The organism is Caballeronia sordidicola (assembly GCF_002220365.1).
GTDB lineage: Bacteria > Pseudomonadota > Gammaproteobacteria > Burkholderiales > Burkholderiaceae > Caballeronia > Caballeronia sordidicola_C.
The window spans coordinates 28,485-42,444 of record NZ_MTHB01000206.1 but is presented as its reverse complement, the minus strand read 5'-3'; the positions used below and the strand labels follow the sequence as shown (position 1 = coordinate 42,444).

Annotated in this window: 15 protein-coding genes; 10 read left to right on the top strand and 5 right to left on the bottom strand. The window is 60.7% G+C overall.

The window, feature by feature from the left end; translation table 11 throughout:
- Nucleotides 1-8: 8 nt before the first annotated feature.
- Together BSU04_RS29140 and BSU04_RS29135 are read right to left on the bottom strand one after the other, a co-directional pair.
- Nucleotides 9-743 carry a glutathione S-transferase gene (locus tag BSU04_RS29140; RefSeq protein WP_089163781.1) on the bottom strand — a complete coding sequence of 245 codons (735 nt, stop codon included), beginning with the start codon at nucleotides 741-743 and terminating at the stop codon, nucleotides 9-11.
- Nucleotides 744-903: 160 nt separating this feature from the next.
- Nucleotides 904-1,938 carry a YeiH family protein gene (locus BSU04_RS29135; protein ID WP_256983404.1) on the bottom strand — a complete coding sequence of 345 codons (1,035 nt, stop codon included), beginning with the start codon at nucleotides 1,936-1,938 and terminating at the stop codon, nucleotides 904-906.
- Nucleotides 1,939-2,105: 167 nt separating this feature from the next.
- Between BSU04_RS29135 and BSU04_RS29130 the strand changes: the two genes are divergently transcribed.
- The 8 genes from BSU04_RS29130 (at nucleotide 2,106) to BSU04_RS29095 (ending at nucleotide 9,977) form a co-directional block, all read left to right on the top strand.
- Nucleotides 2,106-2,996, top strand: coding sequence for a LysR substrate-binding domain-containing protein (locus BSU04_RS29130; protein ID WP_089163779.1), 891 nt, complete (start codon nucleotides 2,106-2,108; stop codon nucleotides 2,994-2,996).
- Between the two features lie 291 nt (nucleotides 2,997-3,287).
- Nucleotides 3,288-4,115 (top strand): sugar phosphate isomerase/epimerase family protein, encoded by an 828-nt coding sequence (locus BSU04_RS29125; RefSeq protein WP_256983380.1) that lies wholly within the window; start codon nucleotides 3,288-3,290, stop codon nucleotides 4,113-4,115.
- 67 nt (nucleotides 4,116-4,182) lie between these two features.
- Entirely contained in the window at nucleotides 4,183-5,184 is a 1,002-nt protein-coding gene (locus BSU04_RS29120) for a sugar kinase (RefSeq protein ID WP_089163860.1), read from the top strand.
- Between the two features lie 86 nt (nucleotides 5,185-5,270).
- Complete coding sequence (locus BSU04_RS29115) at nucleotides 5,271-6,572, top strand: MFS transporter (RefSeq protein ID WP_089163778.1); 1,302 nt, start codon at nucleotides 5,271-5,273, stop codon at nucleotides 6,570-6,572.
- A gap of 62 nt (nucleotides 6,573-6,634) precedes the next feature.
- Nucleotides 6,635-7,603, top strand: a complete 969-nt coding sequence (locus tag BSU04_RS29110; RefSeq protein ID WP_089163777.1) for an NAD(P)-dependent oxidoreductase — start codon at nucleotides 6,635-6,637, stop codon at nucleotides 7,601-7,603.
- Nucleotides 7,604-7,682: 79 nt separating this feature from the next.
- Nucleotides 7,683-8,750, top strand: coding sequence for a LacI family DNA-binding transcriptional regulator (locus tag BSU04_RS29105; protein WP_089163859.1), 1,068 nt, complete (start codon nucleotides 7,683-7,685; stop codon nucleotides 8,748-8,750).
- Between the two features lie 20 nt (nucleotides 8,751-8,770).
- Nucleotides 8,771-9,607 (top strand): YhfC family intramembrane metalloprotease, encoded by an 837-nt coding sequence (locus tag BSU04_RS29100; RefSeq protein ID WP_089163776.1) that lies wholly within the window; start codon nucleotides 8,771-8,773, stop codon nucleotides 9,605-9,607.
- Between the two features lies 1 nt (nucleotide 9,608).
- Nucleotides 9,609-9,977 carry a DUF3022 domain-containing protein gene (locus BSU04_RS29095; RefSeq protein ID WP_089163775.1) on the top strand — a complete coding sequence of 123 codons (369 nt, stop codon included), beginning with the start codon at nucleotides 9,609-9,611 and terminating at the stop codon, nucleotides 9,975-9,977.
- A 41-nt stretch (nucleotides 9,978-10,018) separates the two neighbouring features.
- On the opposite strand, the gene BSU04_RS29090 is transcribed toward BSU04_RS29095, so the two are convergent.
- Both BSU04_RS29090 and BSU04_RS29085 read right to left on the bottom strand, forming a co-directional pair.
- Nucleotides 10,019-10,456 (bottom strand): PGDYG domain-containing protein, encoded by a 438-nt coding sequence (locus BSU04_RS29090; RefSeq protein WP_089163774.1) that lies wholly within the window; start codon nucleotides 10,454-10,456, stop codon nucleotides 10,019-10,021.
- A gap of 180 nt (nucleotides 10,457-10,636) precedes the next feature.
- A complete protein-coding gene (locus tag BSU04_RS29085) occupies nucleotides 10,637-11,164 on the bottom strand; it encodes a Spy/CpxP family protein refolding chaperone (RefSeq protein WP_089163773.1) in 528 nt (175 codons plus the stop codon).
- Between the two features lie 370 nt (nucleotides 11,165-11,534).
- On the opposite strand from BSU04_RS29085, the gene BSU04_RS29080 reads away from it, so the two are divergent.
- A complete protein-coding gene (locus BSU04_RS29080) occupies nucleotides 11,535-11,996 on the top strand; it encodes an Lrp/AsnC family transcriptional regulator (RefSeq protein WP_031356349.1) in 462 nt (153 codons plus the stop codon).
- Between the two features lie 36 nt (nucleotides 11,997-12,032).
- On the opposite strand, the gene BSU04_RS29075 is transcribed toward BSU04_RS29080, so the two are convergent.
- Entirely contained in the window at nucleotides 12,033-12,686 is a 654-nt protein-coding gene (locus tag BSU04_RS29075) for an AAA family ATPase (protein WP_306427235.1), read from the bottom strand.
- 133 nt (nucleotides 12,687-12,819) lie between these two features.
- Here BSU04_RS29075 and BSU04_RS29070 point away from each other — a divergent pair, with 133 nt between their 5' ends.
- The gene (locus BSU04_RS29070) at nucleotides 12,820-13,929 is read left to right on the top strand and encodes a saccharopine dehydrogenase family protein (protein ID WP_089163771.1); all 1,110 of its coding nucleotides are present in this window, start codon (nucleotides 12,820-12,822) and stop codon (nucleotides 13,927-13,929) included.
- Nucleotides 13,930-13,960: the final 31 nt, after the last annotated feature.

Sequence of the window (13,960 nt, the reverse complement as noted above, 5' to 3'; positions counted from 1 at the left end):
CAGGGATCCTAGGCGTCCTGATCCAGCTCCGGGTAATGACGGAAGATGCCGGATTCGTTGAATGGAATCCGCCGCTCCGAGTCCACATACGCTGCGATATTCGGTCGTTCAAGCACGGCATCGTGCAATGCCGCCACGCGCGGATACAGGCTGCCGAACTTTTTCATTGCGCGGGGAAAGGCGTAGTGCAGGCCGTCGACAAGTTGAAATATCGACAGATCCACGTACGTCGTCGTGTTGCCGATCATCTGCGTATCGCCATGAGGATTCTGCGCCAGCACGCGCTCGAAATAGCCGATGAATTTCGGAACCCGGCTCTCGATGAAATCCTTCGAGCGCTTCTTCGCGGCGTCCTTCTGGTCCTCGTAATAAAGACCGCCCGCGAGCGGATGATGGGTATCGTGGACTTCGGTCACCATGTCCGCGATCGTCAGCTGCAAACCGTGCGCGACATAGCGCAGCCCTTCGTCCTTTGGCGCGAGACCAAGCTTCGGCCCCAGATACTGCAAGATGTTCGCAACTTGCGGCACGATCAGTTCGCCGTCCTTCAGGAATGGCGGGGCGAAAGGAATATGCGGCTCGGTCTTGCTGTTGATAATCTTCATCATGGCGGCGGTGGCTTGTCCGTCCTTCTTCGCGCCGCGTGACACGTCAACGTACTCAGCGCCGGCGTCTTCCAGCGCGAGCCGGACGAATTCACCGCGGCCTTGAAGACCATCCCAATAATACAGTTCGTAGGCCATCGGCAATATCCTCGCGGTGTGATTGCTGGAAACCCTAAGACAAGAGGGTAGCAACACACGTGCCGTTGCGCTTGCATTGCGCTTGTAATCTCATCGGAAAACAAACACCCCGCACGGCGGCGGGGCTTCTGTGTTCCTGCAAGCGGCACCTCTACAAACGTTACCCGAGCAGACGCTCGACGGCTATGGTTATCGCGAGTCCTCCCCCGATCAGCCAGGCATAGACGATGGCACCGGTTACCAGCGCCCGTGGTCCCGCGCGGTGAATTTGCTCGATGCGTGTTTCGATGCCCAGTGCGGTCATCGCCATGGTCAACGCGAAGGTATCGAGCGTGTTCAGCGTGTGCGTAGCGGCGCCCGGCAAAACGTGCAATGAATTCACGATCACGAGCGCGAGGAAACCGAGCGCGAACCAGGGAATCGCCAGCTTGCGCTTCGTGCCGCTGCCGTCGGTTTGAGCGCTATTGCGCGAGCGGTTCACCCACATACCGATCACGAGCAGCACCGGGACGAGCAGCATTACGCGTGTCATTTTCACTATGGTCGCGATATGCGTCGCTTCCGGGCTCACATTGCTGGCTGCGCCCACCACCTGCGCCACTTCGTGGATCGTGCCGCCGAAAAAGAGGCCGACGCCGAGCGTATCCAGGTGCAGCCAGCCGAGGTGCAACGCGAGCGGGTAGAGGAACATGGAGAGCGTGCCGAACAGCACCACGCTGCCCACGGCCATCGCGCTCTTATGCGGCTCGGACTGCAGTGTCGATTCGAATGCGAGCACTGCCGCGGCCCCGCAGATCGCGCTGCCGGCGGCGCTCAGCAAAGCTGTATCGCGGTCGAGCTTCATCAGCTTCATGCCTGCCCATGTGCCGATGGCGAGCGTGCTTACTACCACGAGCACCGACACCGTCAACCCCGGCAGCCCGACCTGAGCGATTTCCTGCAGGCTCACGCGCAGCCCGAAAAAGCCCACGGCAATACGCAAGAGTTTGCGAGCGGAGAAATTCACGCCCGACGCCCAGCTTTCCGGCATGCCGTCACGCAGCGCATTGCCGTAAATGGCTCCGCCAACAATGCCGACGATCAGCGGACTGAGTCCCAGGTTCGAGATAAACGGCAGCGCGGCCAATTGCGTGACGGCGGCGGCAAAAAGCGCAACAAACAAGATGCCGTTCAGTTGACCGCGCGTTTGACCGATTGGAGCGGATGAAGTGGATGAAGCGGAACGAGATGCGACAGGAGTGGCGAGGGAATTCACGGTTTTTTCCGCTTTGGTTCGATGTGCCAATCCTATTATTGATATATCGATATGAGAAATCGTCATTTAGGATGTAAACTATCCGTTCAGCCGATAGTTGAGAGCCAATGACCGCAGAACAGCTTATAACCTTCGCCACCGTCGCCGAGCATGCCAATATCAGCCGGGCAGCGCTCGCGCTGCATTTGTCGCAGCCGGCTGTGTCGGGGCAGTTGCGCCAGTTGCAGGACGAATTCGGCGAGCCTTTATATCAGCGCGCTGGACGTGGTATCCGGCTGACCGCCGCCGGCGAACAGCTTGCGGTTTATGCCACGCGGATCCGGGAGACCGTCGGGCAGGCTCACGCCTACCGGAATGCGCTGCGCGGGCTCGAGCGCGGCACGTTGAGAATTGGCGCGAGCACGACACCGGCGAGTTACCTGTTGCCTTATCTGATCGCGGAGTTTCATCGGCAGCATCCGGATGTGACGGTTCACACGATCGACGGGAATACGGCTGAAATCGTCGCTGCGCTGGATTCGCTGGACATAGCGATGATCGAGGGGCCCGTGGGCGCTGATCTACCGCCGGGAACCGAAGTCACCGCGTGGCGCGAGGACGAGATCGTGGCGATTGCGCCGAGCGGGCATCCGCTTGCCGCCGCCTCGGCCGGGGTGACACTGGAAGCGGTATGCGCTCATTCGCTGGTTTTGCGCGAGGGCGGCTCGGGTGTGCGTCAGCTGGTTGAGCGCGCGTGCGCGCGTGCTGGCGTGCAGATGCGGGTTGCGCTGGAAATTGCAGGCGTGGAGGGCGTGAAGGAGGCTGTGCGGGCGGGAATGGGGATCGGTTTTGTGTCGGCGATGTCCATGCGCCATGAGGACGGCGCGCTGCAGCGTTTGCGAATCGCACCGGAGCCGCTGACGCGGCGGCTTTCGATCCTGATGCCGCATGGCGCGGCGGCGTCTCGGGCAGCGGCAAGTTTTTACGCGTTGTGCGTGGAGGATGGGGCTGCGAAGTGATGACTGCCGCTGATCAGCTTGGCGTTGGGGGCACATTCTTGTGAGACCCCACTCTGTCACGGACGCATGGACGTTGCCCAAAAAGCAGCAAGTTGACATTAACTCAACATTTCCCGCCTTCAACACCCGACCGCCACCGGCGCAAGTAAATCATCGACCCCTAGGGATTTCCAGAATGGCGCACCTTGAACCCCGGGAGCATGGTGCAAAATCATTCCGACGCAACCAGCGTCTTTTTTGAAATCCGTTATTGGAACCGGTTCCATTAGCCGGTTAAAGGCAAATTCCGCTGTGGAACACGGTAATTCTGGAAATCTGATCAAAAATACCCGGGCTGATGCGAGCGTCCCGGTGGTGATCGTGGCGAGCGCATTCGGTGCGCAAGCGATCCGCCGCGACGGCCACGCAGCCTGGGCGGAAATCGCAGCAAAAGCAGGCGCGGCCGGTTTTGAAGTCCGCCGCGAATTGTTCTCCTATAAGGCGCAATCCCAGCCCGCGTCTCTGTACGAACTCGGTCAGCGAATCCGGGCGGCCGGCATCTGGCCCGTTTATTCCACCCCCGCGTCCCTTTTTGACGATACCGGCGCCCTCGACGAGCGCGCGATGGAGCAGACCCTGGACGAAGCCGCTGCGCTCGATGCGCGTATCGTCAAATTCCAGCTCGGCGGGTCAGAAAGCGCCGGTACGGTGACGGATTGCGCGACGCTCGACCGCTTGATCGCCGGTATCCGGAATTCCAAAGCGCAGGTCGTCGTCGAGAACGGCCAACTGCAAGCGGGCGGCACAATCGATGCGTTCTCCACTTTGTTCGACGCGCTGGCAAACCGTTCGCACACACTCTCCATGACCTTTGACACTGGCAACTGGCGATGGGCGCAGCAAGATCCGCTCGAAGCGGCGCGACGCCTGGCCAAATACGTGGGTTACGTGCACTGCAAGGCGGTGCAGGGCGAAGGCGCGCGACGTTTCGCGACGGCCCCCGCAACCGGCGACGCTTACCTCGCCGCGTTGCTGGCTTACCTGCCGGCTTATGTTCCGCGGGGTATCGAATTTCCATTCGATCAGAACAATCTCGCCGCCGACGCCGCGCGTTACGTCAAACAACTGGCATCGGCTTGAAATTGGCTTGAAATCGGCCCGAAAATTGGCCGGAACACCCCCATCAATGAATGACGAAGGACCGTATATGAAAACCCCTCTCGATGTCGTGACCTACGGCGAAGCCATGACGATGTTCGTCGCCGCCGAGACCGGCGATCTCGCGAAGGTCGGCCAGTTCACCAAGCGGGTGGCCGGCGCGGACTTGAACGTTGCGATCGGTTTGTCGCGGCTCGGTTTTCGGGTCGGCTGGATGAGCCGTGTGGGCCACGACTCGTTCGGCCGATATGTACTCGACGTACTCGCGCACGAAGGAATCGACGCGGGTTGCGTGACAATCGACGAACGTTATCCGACTGCTTTCCAGCTGAAATCGAAGAATGACGACGGTAGCGACCCGGCGATCGAATATTTCCGCAAAGGCTCGGCGGCGAGCCATTTGTCGCTCGACGACTACGTTGCCGACTATGTGCTGGGCGCGCGCCATTTGCATCTGACGGGCGTTGCACCGGCGATTTCGGCGACTTCGCGTGAACTCGGCTTCCATATGGCGCGCGAGATGCGCAAGGCTGGCAAGACCATTTCCTTCGATCCGAACCTGCGTCCCACGCTTTGGCCTTCGCGTGAAGCCATGGCGGAGGCGCTGAACGCGCTGGCCGCGTTGGCCGACTGGGTGATGCCGGGCGTCAGCGAAGGCAAGATCCTGACGGGTTTCGCGAAGCCCGAGGACATCGCGCGGTTCTATCTGGATCAGGGCGCGAAGGGCGTGGTGGTCAAGCTCGGCGCGCAGGGCGCTTACTTCCGCACGGCTGACAATGAAGAAGGCACGGTGCCGGCGATCCCCGTAAAAAATGTCGTCGATACGGTCGGCGCGGGAGATGGTTTCGCCGTCGGCGTGGTGAGCGCGCTGCTGGAAGGGCGCGACGTGCGGCATGCGCTCAGACGCGGCAACCGCATCGGCGCACTGGCGATCCAGGTGATCGGCGATAGCGAAGGTCTGCCGACCCGAAGTGAACTCGATGCGCTGGAACAAGCGGGCGGCAACGGGACGCAAGCCAGCGGCGCGCCGGCTGCCAAGGTCGCCTCATAGGAGCGCCTCCATCTCATAGGAGCGCCTTCATAGTAGCCCTTTCGTAGCCCCTTCAAAGAGCAGACAAGCCAAGGACGGAGACAATCATGCAGCCACCCAGCAGTGCCAACACCAGTAAGCCCGCGCTCGCAGTGCGCCGCTGGTGGACGATCATGCCGATCGTGTTCATCACCTACAGCCTTGCGTATCTCGACCGTGCGAACTTCGGCTTCGCGTCGGCGGCAGGTATCAATCACGATCTCGGCGTCAGCCACGGGCTGGCATCGCTGATCGGTGCGTTGTTCTTCCTCGGCTATTTCTTCTTCCAGATTCCCGGCGCGATCTACGCCGAGCGTCGCAGTGTGAAGAAGCTTGTGTTCGTGAGCCTGATCCTGTGGGGCGGGTGCGCGGCGCTGACCGGCGTGGTCACGAACATTCCATCGCTGATGGTGCTGCGCTTCATGCTCGGTGTCGTGGAAGCGGCCGTGATGCCCGCGATGCTGATCTTCATCTCCAACTGGTTCACGAAATCCGAGCGCTCGCGTGCCAACACCTTCCTGATCCTGGGCAACCCGGTGACGGTGCTCTGGATGTCGGTGGTATCGGGTTACCTGATCAACTCATTCGGCTGGCGCCACATGTTCGTGGTGGAGGGCGCGCCGGCGATCATCTGGGCGGTGATCTGGTGGTTCATCGTGCAGGACAAGCCGGCGCAAGTTCAGTGGCTTTCCGACCAGGAGAAACGCGATCTGGACAACACGCTGCGCGCGGAACAAGCAGCGATCAAACCGGTCAAGAACTATGGCGAGGCGTTCAAGTCGCCCGCGGTGATCAAGCTCTCCGCGCAGTATTTCTGCTGGAGCATCGGTGTGTACGGCTTCGTGTTGTGGCTGCCGTCGATTCTCAAGAACGCTTCCTCGTTTGGCATGGTCGAGACGGGCTGGCTGTCGGCCGTGCCCTATCTCGCGGCGACCATTGCGATGATCGCGGCTTCCTGGGCGTCGGACAAGCTCGAGCGGCGCAAATTGTTCGTATGGCCGTTCCTGCTGATCGGTGCGTTCGCTTTCGCGGGATCGTACCTGCTTGGATCGACGAGTTTCTGGGGCTCATATGCGCTGCTCGTGATTGCGGGCGCGGCCATGTACGCGCCTTACGGCCCGTTCTTCGCGATCGTGCCCGAGTTGTTGCCGAAGAACGTGGCGGGTGGCGCAATGGCGCTGATCAACAGCATGGGCGCGCTTGGATCGTTCGTCGGGTCATATGTGGTCGGGTACCTGAACGGCGCGACCGGCTCGCCGGCAGCGTCATATGTGTTCATGAGCGCCGCGCTGGTGGCTGCCGTGATCCTGACGCTGGTCGTGAAACCGCAGCCGGTCGCAACCGCCGCTAAACTGGCCACACGTGCTTGAGACGCTTCAGACACCTGAGACACTTGAAACACCCACCTTCTTGAACCACAGGACCTGTTTCGATGAAAAAGAAAATCGTCGCGTATAAGCCGTTGCCCGCGGACGTGCTTGCGTATCTTCAGGAACACGCGGACGTTACGACCGTCGACCCGAAGCAACATGACGCGTTCGTGGCAGCGTTGAAAGATGCCGACGGCGCGATCGGCGCTAGCACGCAGATTACGCCGGCCATGCTCGAAGGGGCGACGAAGCTGAAGGCGCTGGCGACGGTTTCCGTTGGTTTCGATGCCTTCGATATCGCCGACCTGAACAAGCGCGGCATCGTGCTCACGAATACGCCGGATGTCCTGACGGAATCGACGGCGGATACGGTTTTCGCGCTGATCCTCGCGAGCGCGCGCCGCGTGGTGGAACTCGCGGAATGGGTGAAAGCGGGCAAGTGGACGAAGAGCATTGGCGAAGACAGTTTCGGTGTCGATGTCCAGGGCAAGACGCTCGGTATCATCGGGCTGGGACGGATTGGCGGTGCGGTCGCGCGACGCGCTTCGCTCGGCTTCCGCATGAACGTGCTGTACACGAACCGTAGTCCGAATGCGCAGGCTGAGCGGGATTACGGCGCGAAGAAAGTCGATCTGGACGAACTGCTGGCCACCTCCGATTTCGTGCTGCTGCAAGTGCCGTTGACCGCCGAGACGCGCAACCTGATCGGCGCACCGCAACTCAAGGCCATGAAGCGTACCGCGATCCTGATCAACGCATCGCGCGGACCGACGGTGGATGAAGACGCGCTGATTCACGCACTACAGGACGGCACGATCCTCGGTGCGGGCCTCGATGTGTTCGTGAAAGAGCCGCTGCCTGCCGACTCGCCGTTACTCAAGATGAAGAACGTGGTGGCGCTGCCGCATATTGGCTCGGCCACGCACGAAACCCGCCACGCGATGAACAAGAACGCCGCGGAGAACCTGATCGGCGCGTTGAATGGCACGCTGACGAACAACATGGTGAATCCGGAAGCATTGAAGCGCTGAGCGGCTTGATTGCAAGCTCGCTGCATTGGACAAAGCGCGCCTCGGCGCGCTTTGTTTTTATCGGGTGTTGAACGAGAACATGGCAAGAGACAACTTTGCGAATGACCGGCGCGCGACCATCACCGACGTCGCGCGCGAAGCCGGCACTGGCAAGACCAGCATTTCGCGTTATCTGAACGGCGAGACGGGCGTGTTGTCGACGCAATTGCGCGAGCGCATAGAAGAGGCGATCGCGAAGCTCGATTACCGCCCGAACCAGATGGCGCGCGGGCTCAAACGCGGGCGCAACCGGCTGGTCGGGATGCTGGTCGCGGACCTGACGAATCCTTACACCGTAGAGGTGCTGCAGGGCGTGGAAGCAGCCTGTCACGCGTATGGTTATATGCCGCTGATCTGCCATGCGGCGAACGAGGTCGATCTGGAGCGGCGCTACCTGCAACTGCTGAGCACGTATCGCGTGGAAGGCGTGATTGTGAATGCGCTCGGCGTGAAGGAAGAGACGCTGGAAACGCTCGCCCGCGGCGGTGTGCCGGTCGTGCTGGTGGACCGCTCGGTCGAAGGGCTGGTGACCGATATGGTCGGGCTGGACAACGCCGAAGCAATACGGATGGCGATCCATCATCTGGTGAGCCAGGGTTTCGATGAACTGCTGTTTGTCGTCCAGCCTTACGCGCAGGTCAGCTCGCGACGCGTGCGTGAAGCGGCATTTCGTGACACTATCGGCGCGCTCGGCATATCGGGCGTCTCAGATGTGTCAGGCGCCACGATCGTGCTCGATCTGGATAATGACGAAAACCTTGCTGAAATTGATGCGCGTATCGACGCCGCGCAACGGCGCAGCCGCCGCATAGCGCTGTTCGCGGCGAACGCGCCGGTAGCGTTGCGGGTCGCGCTGCATCTGAAGGAGCTTCACGGCGCCGACTGGCAGCGGCGTGTGGCGCTGATGAGTATCGATGACTCCGAGTGGGCCGAACTCGCCGGAATGACGACCGTACGCCAGCCGACCTATACCATAGGCGAGCGCGCCGTCGAGTTCCTGCATGAGCGCATTGAAGGCGCGGTCGTGGCGCCGCGAGAATGCCTCCTGCCGGGCGAGCTGATCGTGCGCACCTCGACATCGGCACCAACAAACAATGGCAATACATAGTTTTTGAGGAAATTCAATTAATGGTAAGTGCCTTGACGCTGGTCTGTCTCACCATCGCGACGTTGCTGATTGCCGCGTTGCCCATCTGGTTGTATCGCAAGACGAAACCCCGGTTTGGTTTCGAGCGGCGTGACGTGATTGTCGGGATCGCGGTTTTTGCCCTGTTTTCCATGGTGATCGAACGCGGCCTGCACGGGCTCGTGCTGAGCAACGCGACTACGGTCGGCCTGCTGATGAATCCGGCCATTTTCGTGATCTATGGCGCGCTTGCCACGGGCATCTGCGAGGAAGTCGGGCGCTACGCCGGCATGAAATGGCTGATCAAGCGCGATCCCGCTTCATTGCAACGCCCGGGCACGGCGCTCGGCTATGGAATCGGTCACGGCGGTGCGGAAGCATGGCTCGTTGGCGTGCTGGTACAACTGCAGTGGATTCTCTACGCGCTGCTTGCCGATCGCGGCATGCTTGATCAATATTTCACGAGCGTCCCGGCCGAGTCGCTGCTGCGGCTGCACGCCGTGCTTGGCAGTCTCGCGCCGGAAACCGCCGCGTTGTTCCTGGTCGAGCGGGCGGCGGCATTCGTTTTCCAGGTGGGATTGTCGGTGGGCATGTGGCACATGCTGCGTGAGCGTTTCCGCTTCACGCTGCCGTTCATGATCGTCGCGCACGCGCTGATCGCATTGCCGGTCGCGATGTATCAGGCGCGCTTGATTCCGCTGCTCGCCGCCGACGCCGTGTATCTCGTGTTCGGACTGATCGTGATGCGTGCGCTTCGGCGCTATTTCCTGGGCGTGGCGGCAGCCGCGAATCGAGCGGCGCGGGCGGCGAGTGCGGCGCCTGAAAAGGCCGGAGACTGAGATGGACGACGAATATCAATACGACTGCCCGAGCGCCGATATCGAATTGCTGGCGCGCGTGGTCAGCGACCTGTTCCCGGAGCAGACACAATTCTCCGAGCGCCCGGGCGACGACGGTCAGCTTTCGCTTGTGATTCATTACGTGGCAATGCGCTTCGGCGCAACGGCGCGCCGCATCGCCATCGATATCCGCTTCGATCCCGCCGCGCTCGCGCGTTACAGGGCGATGCCGCCGCGTCTGCACGCGCGCAGTTATGCGGTGCTGCGCGCCTATGTGGAAGCCACGCTCGGTTCGCTCGAGGAGATGTATGCGGGCGGGGAAACCGTGCCGCGCACGGTGGAGATCGATATAGGCGAGGATTTCGCGTGAGCCCGGATGCAGAGTAGCCAGGCCTTGCGCTGCATACGCGCTTATGAAGCGCGTTTATAAACCTTCGCAAAACGAGCGGCCTTGACTACCCCGTAGTCGCCGGGGGCGTATTGCATGACCCAGTCGCCTGCTTCACCGTGAAGCACATCGCCGGCTTCAGAACGCGCGATTGAAAACGCTTCGTGCATCTGCTTCGCAAGGACTGCGACCGGCACGTTCCGGTACGCACCGGCATGACCCTGCGTGACGCCGTCGTGCGCGACATATTTTGCATCGAACCGATCCCGCGATACCACCCAGCGCTCGCCGGTCGCGCCCGTGATCAACGCGTCGCCGGGAGCGTAGCGGTTCGGGCCTTCCAGGCTCATCAGCGAGCCGGGTTCTGCAGCAAACTCGACCGCGACGGTTTCGTCTTTCACCACACGATGCGCGGCGAGGTCAATGGTGAGGTCGAGGTGGGTCAGGGTGATTGGTTTCATGCCGATGTAATGGAAACGCTGGAACGTTAATAATGCGCGATCGTAACGCCAAGCTCCCTGTTATGCATACCGCAATGTGAAAGCGCTCGCATCGAAACCACGATGCGAGCGCTTTTTCACGGCACTGAGCCATGCAACCAGACGCGAATCCAGCCTTCAGATCAAGCCGTTACCGGAAGCTCAGGGCTTGGTGGTCGAGGCACCGTCTGCGGCTGCAGCCGCCGGAGCCTTGCGATGCGGTGCGCGGCCTTTAGGCGCACCCGGCTTGCCCGACTGGTGGAAGCTTGCGTCGGCGAGCTTTTTCTGCTCGGGTGAAAGGCTTGCGTACAGCGGCTCGAAGGCATCGACCAGATGCTTCGTACCGTCCGCGTGGGCTTGCGTGATCTGCTCGTACTGCTTCATGTCGTCCAGCGCGCTCGTGTTGTCGCCCAGCGCCATGCGTTGACGGTACAGATCACCCATTGTGTGGCCGTTGTCGCGCATGACATCGGCGAACTTGTTCCATTGCTCGTCCTGGGCCGGGGTGATCTTGAGCTTGGCATGCAGTTCCGAAATGCGTTGCTCGACGCGTGCCTCACGTGCCTGGGCGCGTGCAGTATCCGGTGCCGATGCGCCTGCGGGTGCAGCGGGCGCCGCAGGCGCGGACGATTGGGCGAAAGCCGTGGAAAGGGCCAGCGAGGCAGCCAGTGCGACGAATGTTTTTTTCATGGGTGACACCTTGGGTCCATTAAGAAGGGGCAAGCAATACACGGCAAAGACAACGTGTGATGGTTGGCCGACGCCGCTATTAATATCACGTTAGCGCGCGGCGTTGCTTTGATTGCCACAACTGCTTACAACCGATACCTCTGCGAAAAAAAAGCGATGAAGGCGCAAGCCGGGTTCGCAGCGGTAGGAGTTTAACCAACAAGCGCAGGCAGCCGCAGTTTGATGCGCTCGTGTTTTAATGGCTTTGCATGTTTCATGCTATTTCACGCTTTGTCACGCTGCTTCACGCTTTGTCACGCGCGAAGTCGCTCATGACCCCGTGCCGTACGTTCACTGATTCAAACAAAATTCAACAAAGGATCAATGCCCCATGCGACCGCCGCGCCTCGACCAGCTCGACGACATCGACCGGAACCTCGTTGCTTCCTTGCAGGTGAATGCCCGTGAAAGCGTGTCCGAGCTTGCGCGTCAACTCGGCATTGCGCGCACTACGGTAATCGCCCGGCTTGCCCGCCTTGAAAAGACCGGCGTGATAGCAGGGTATGGCGTGCGGTTGGGACAAGACGTGCTCGATGCCAGTATCCAGGCCTACGTAGGCATCAAACTGGCGCCGAAGTATGGCCGCGATGTGCAGAAGCGCTTCGCCAGGATGCCCGAGATGCAACTCCTTTGCGCCGTGAGCGGAGAATTCGATTATGTCGCATGGCTGCGGGCGGATTCCCCCGACCGGCTGAACGATCTGCTCGATGAAATTGGTGGCCTGGAAGGCGTTGAACGCACGACAACCTCGATCATTCTTGCCCGCAAGGTGGATCGCGGCGGCCTGGGTTAAGTAAGGCTGTCCTCGGGCAACGGATTTCTCCGTGCGCTAAGAGGCTCGGGTATCCGGGGGTGACACAGATAGGCTACGGATGATTGTTTCGACGGCGTGCTCGACCGAAACGTTAGCCGTGTCGATTAAAAGATGCTGTGAATTCCATGGATCGTATTGACGTTCAAGCACGCTCTTCCATGTCGGCAGCTGGTGGCCAGGAATGTCGGCTTCTCGCGCCTCGACCCTCAGACGGTGCTTCGTTGTATCAGAACAGATCAGTTCAACCTCGAAGAGCGGCACGCCGGCCTCGAGCGCGACATTTCTCCAGGCGCTGCGCGTAACCTGCAACGCATTGACCGAGTCCGCGACGACAGTCAAGCCAAGGCGCAAATTATCGGCTGCAACGGCATATCCGGCCAGATAACCGCCGGGTCCAATATCCGCCTGGCCGCTCCCTGAGCGGATGAATGCCTGTTCCAACGTATCGATACGTAGATAAACTGCGGCAAGCTTGCGCGCGAGTGTTTGCGCTACCGTCGTCTTTCCGGTTCCCGGTAGTCCCCCTAGGGCAATCAACATGTCCGGCGTTCCCTGTATGGCGATGCGTATTGCTGGGTAATGTAATCCCAAGCGGTAATCCCAAGCGGTAATCCCAAGCGTAACCCCAGGCAGAGCGTTGGGCAGGGTGAGTTGAATGATTTCGTACAATTTGTCGCGCTAAATCGTCAAAACGTCGAAATTGATAGTCGATTCGCATCATTTTGTGTCTTTTATCAATATTCGTGCGCTCCTAAACTGGTGGTCGGAGATTGCCTCTCGACCGCCCATCAAGGAGATAAACATGAAAATAGCCCTCATCGGCGCCGGCCTGATTGGCCAGAGCATTGCTCATTTGCTGCGTGAAACCGGCGACTACGACGTGGTCGTTTTCGACCGCGATGCCCACGCGCTCGAACTGCTTGAAGCGCAGGGTATTCCTACCCGCCGCGTTGATTCCGCCGATGCGAACGCACTGCGTCTCGCGCTGCAAGGCTTCGACGCGCTCCTCAACGCGATGCCGTATTACCTCGCCGTGACCGTCGCAACGGCGGCGAAAGCGGCTGGCGTGCATTACTTCGACCTGACCGAAGACGTGCGGGCGACGCACGCTATCCGCGAGATCGCCGACAATTCCAGCCACGCCTTCATGCCGCAATGCGGCTTGGCGCCGGGGTTCATCGGCATCGTGGCGCATGACCTGGCGAAGCGCTTCGCCGAGGTGCGCGAGGTCAAGATGCGGGTCGGCGCGTTGCCCGAGTTTCCGACCAACGCGTTGAAATACAACCTGACCTGGAGCATTGATGGGTTGATCAACGAGTATTGCCAGCCCTGCGAGGCGATCCGCGACGGCAGTACGCAATGGGTGCAGCCGCTGGAAGGATTGGAGCATTTTTCACTCGATGGCACCGAGTACGAGGCCTTCAATACATCGGGCGGACTGGGTACGCTATGCGAAACGCTGGCGGGCAAGGTGGAAATGCTGGATTACAAGTCGGTGCGATATCCGGGGCATCGCGAACTGATGAAGTTCCTGCTCGACGATTTGCGCATGTCGAGTGATCGCGACGGACTGAAGGCGATGTTGCGGCGTGCCGTCCCGGCTACGGTGCAGGACGTGGTGCTGGTTTTCGTCACCGCGACGGGAATGCGCGACGGGCGCCTCATGCAGGATGTATTCACGCGCAAGATCTTCGCGAAGAACATATGTGGCGCGCCAATGAGCGCGATCCAGATCACGACCGCCGGCGCGATCTGCGCGGAACTCGATCTGTTCCGTGAAGGCGTGTTGCCGCAGAGCGGTTTTATTCGGCAGGAGCAGGTGCCGCTGGAAGCGTTCCTCGCGAACCGGTTCGGACGGTTGTACGAGGGCGCGAGCACGCTGGGCGTTGTCCGGCAACTCGAGGCCGCCTGAGGCTTCGCTCGCGATGATGCCCCGCAGTCTG

What these genes read in the sequence shown, in the direction of transcription:
- BSU04_RS29140 (WP_089163781.1), bottom strand. Translation starts at nt 743, where the DNA reads ATGGCCTACGAACTGTATTATTGGGATGGTCTTCAAGGCCGCGGTGAA.
- BSU04_RS29130 (WP_089163779.1), top strand. Translation starts at nt 2,106, where the DNA reads ATGACCGCAGAACAGCTTATAACCTTCGCCACCGTCGCCGAGCATGCC.
- BSU04_RS29120 (WP_089163860.1), top strand. Translation starts at nt 4,183, where the DNA reads ATGAAAACCCCTCTCGATGTCGTGACCTACGGCGAAGCCATGACGATG.
- BSU04_RS29115 (WP_089163778.1), top strand. Translation starts at nt 5,271, where the DNA reads ATGCAGCCACCCAGCAGTGCCAACACCAGTAAGCCCGCGCTCGCAGTG.
- BSU04_RS29110 (WP_089163777.1), top strand. Translation starts at nt 6,635, where the DNA reads ATGAAAAAGAAAATCGTCGCGTATAAGCCGTTGCCCGCGGACGTGCTT.
- BSU04_RS29105 (WP_089163859.1), top strand. Translation starts at nt 7,683, where the DNA reads ATGGCAAGAGACAACTTTGCGAATGACCGGCGCGCGACCATCACCGAC.
- BSU04_RS29100 (WP_089163776.1), top strand. Translation starts at nt 8,771, where the DNA reads ATGGTAAGTGCCTTGACGCTGGTCTGTCTCACCATCGCGACGTTGCTG.
- BSU04_RS29095 (WP_089163775.1), top strand. Translation starts at nt 9,609, where the DNA reads ATGGACGACGAATATCAATACGACTGCCCGAGCGCCGATATCGAATTG.
- BSU04_RS29090 (WP_089163774.1), bottom strand. Translation starts at nt 10,456, where the DNA reads ATGAAACCAATCACCCTGACCCACCTCGACCTCACCATTGACCTCGCC.
- BSU04_RS29085 (WP_089163773.1), bottom strand. Translation starts at nt 11,164, where the DNA reads ATGAAAAAAACATTCGTCGCACTGGCTGCCTCGCTGGCCCTTTCCACG.
- BSU04_RS29080 (WP_031356349.1), top strand. Translation starts at nt 11,535, where the DNA reads ATGCGACCGCCGCGCCTCGACCAGCTCGACGACATCGACCGGAACCTC.
- BSU04_RS29070 (WP_089163771.1), top strand. Translation starts at nt 12,820, where the DNA reads ATGAAAATAGCCCTCATCGGCGCCGGCCTGATTGGCCAGAGCATTGCT.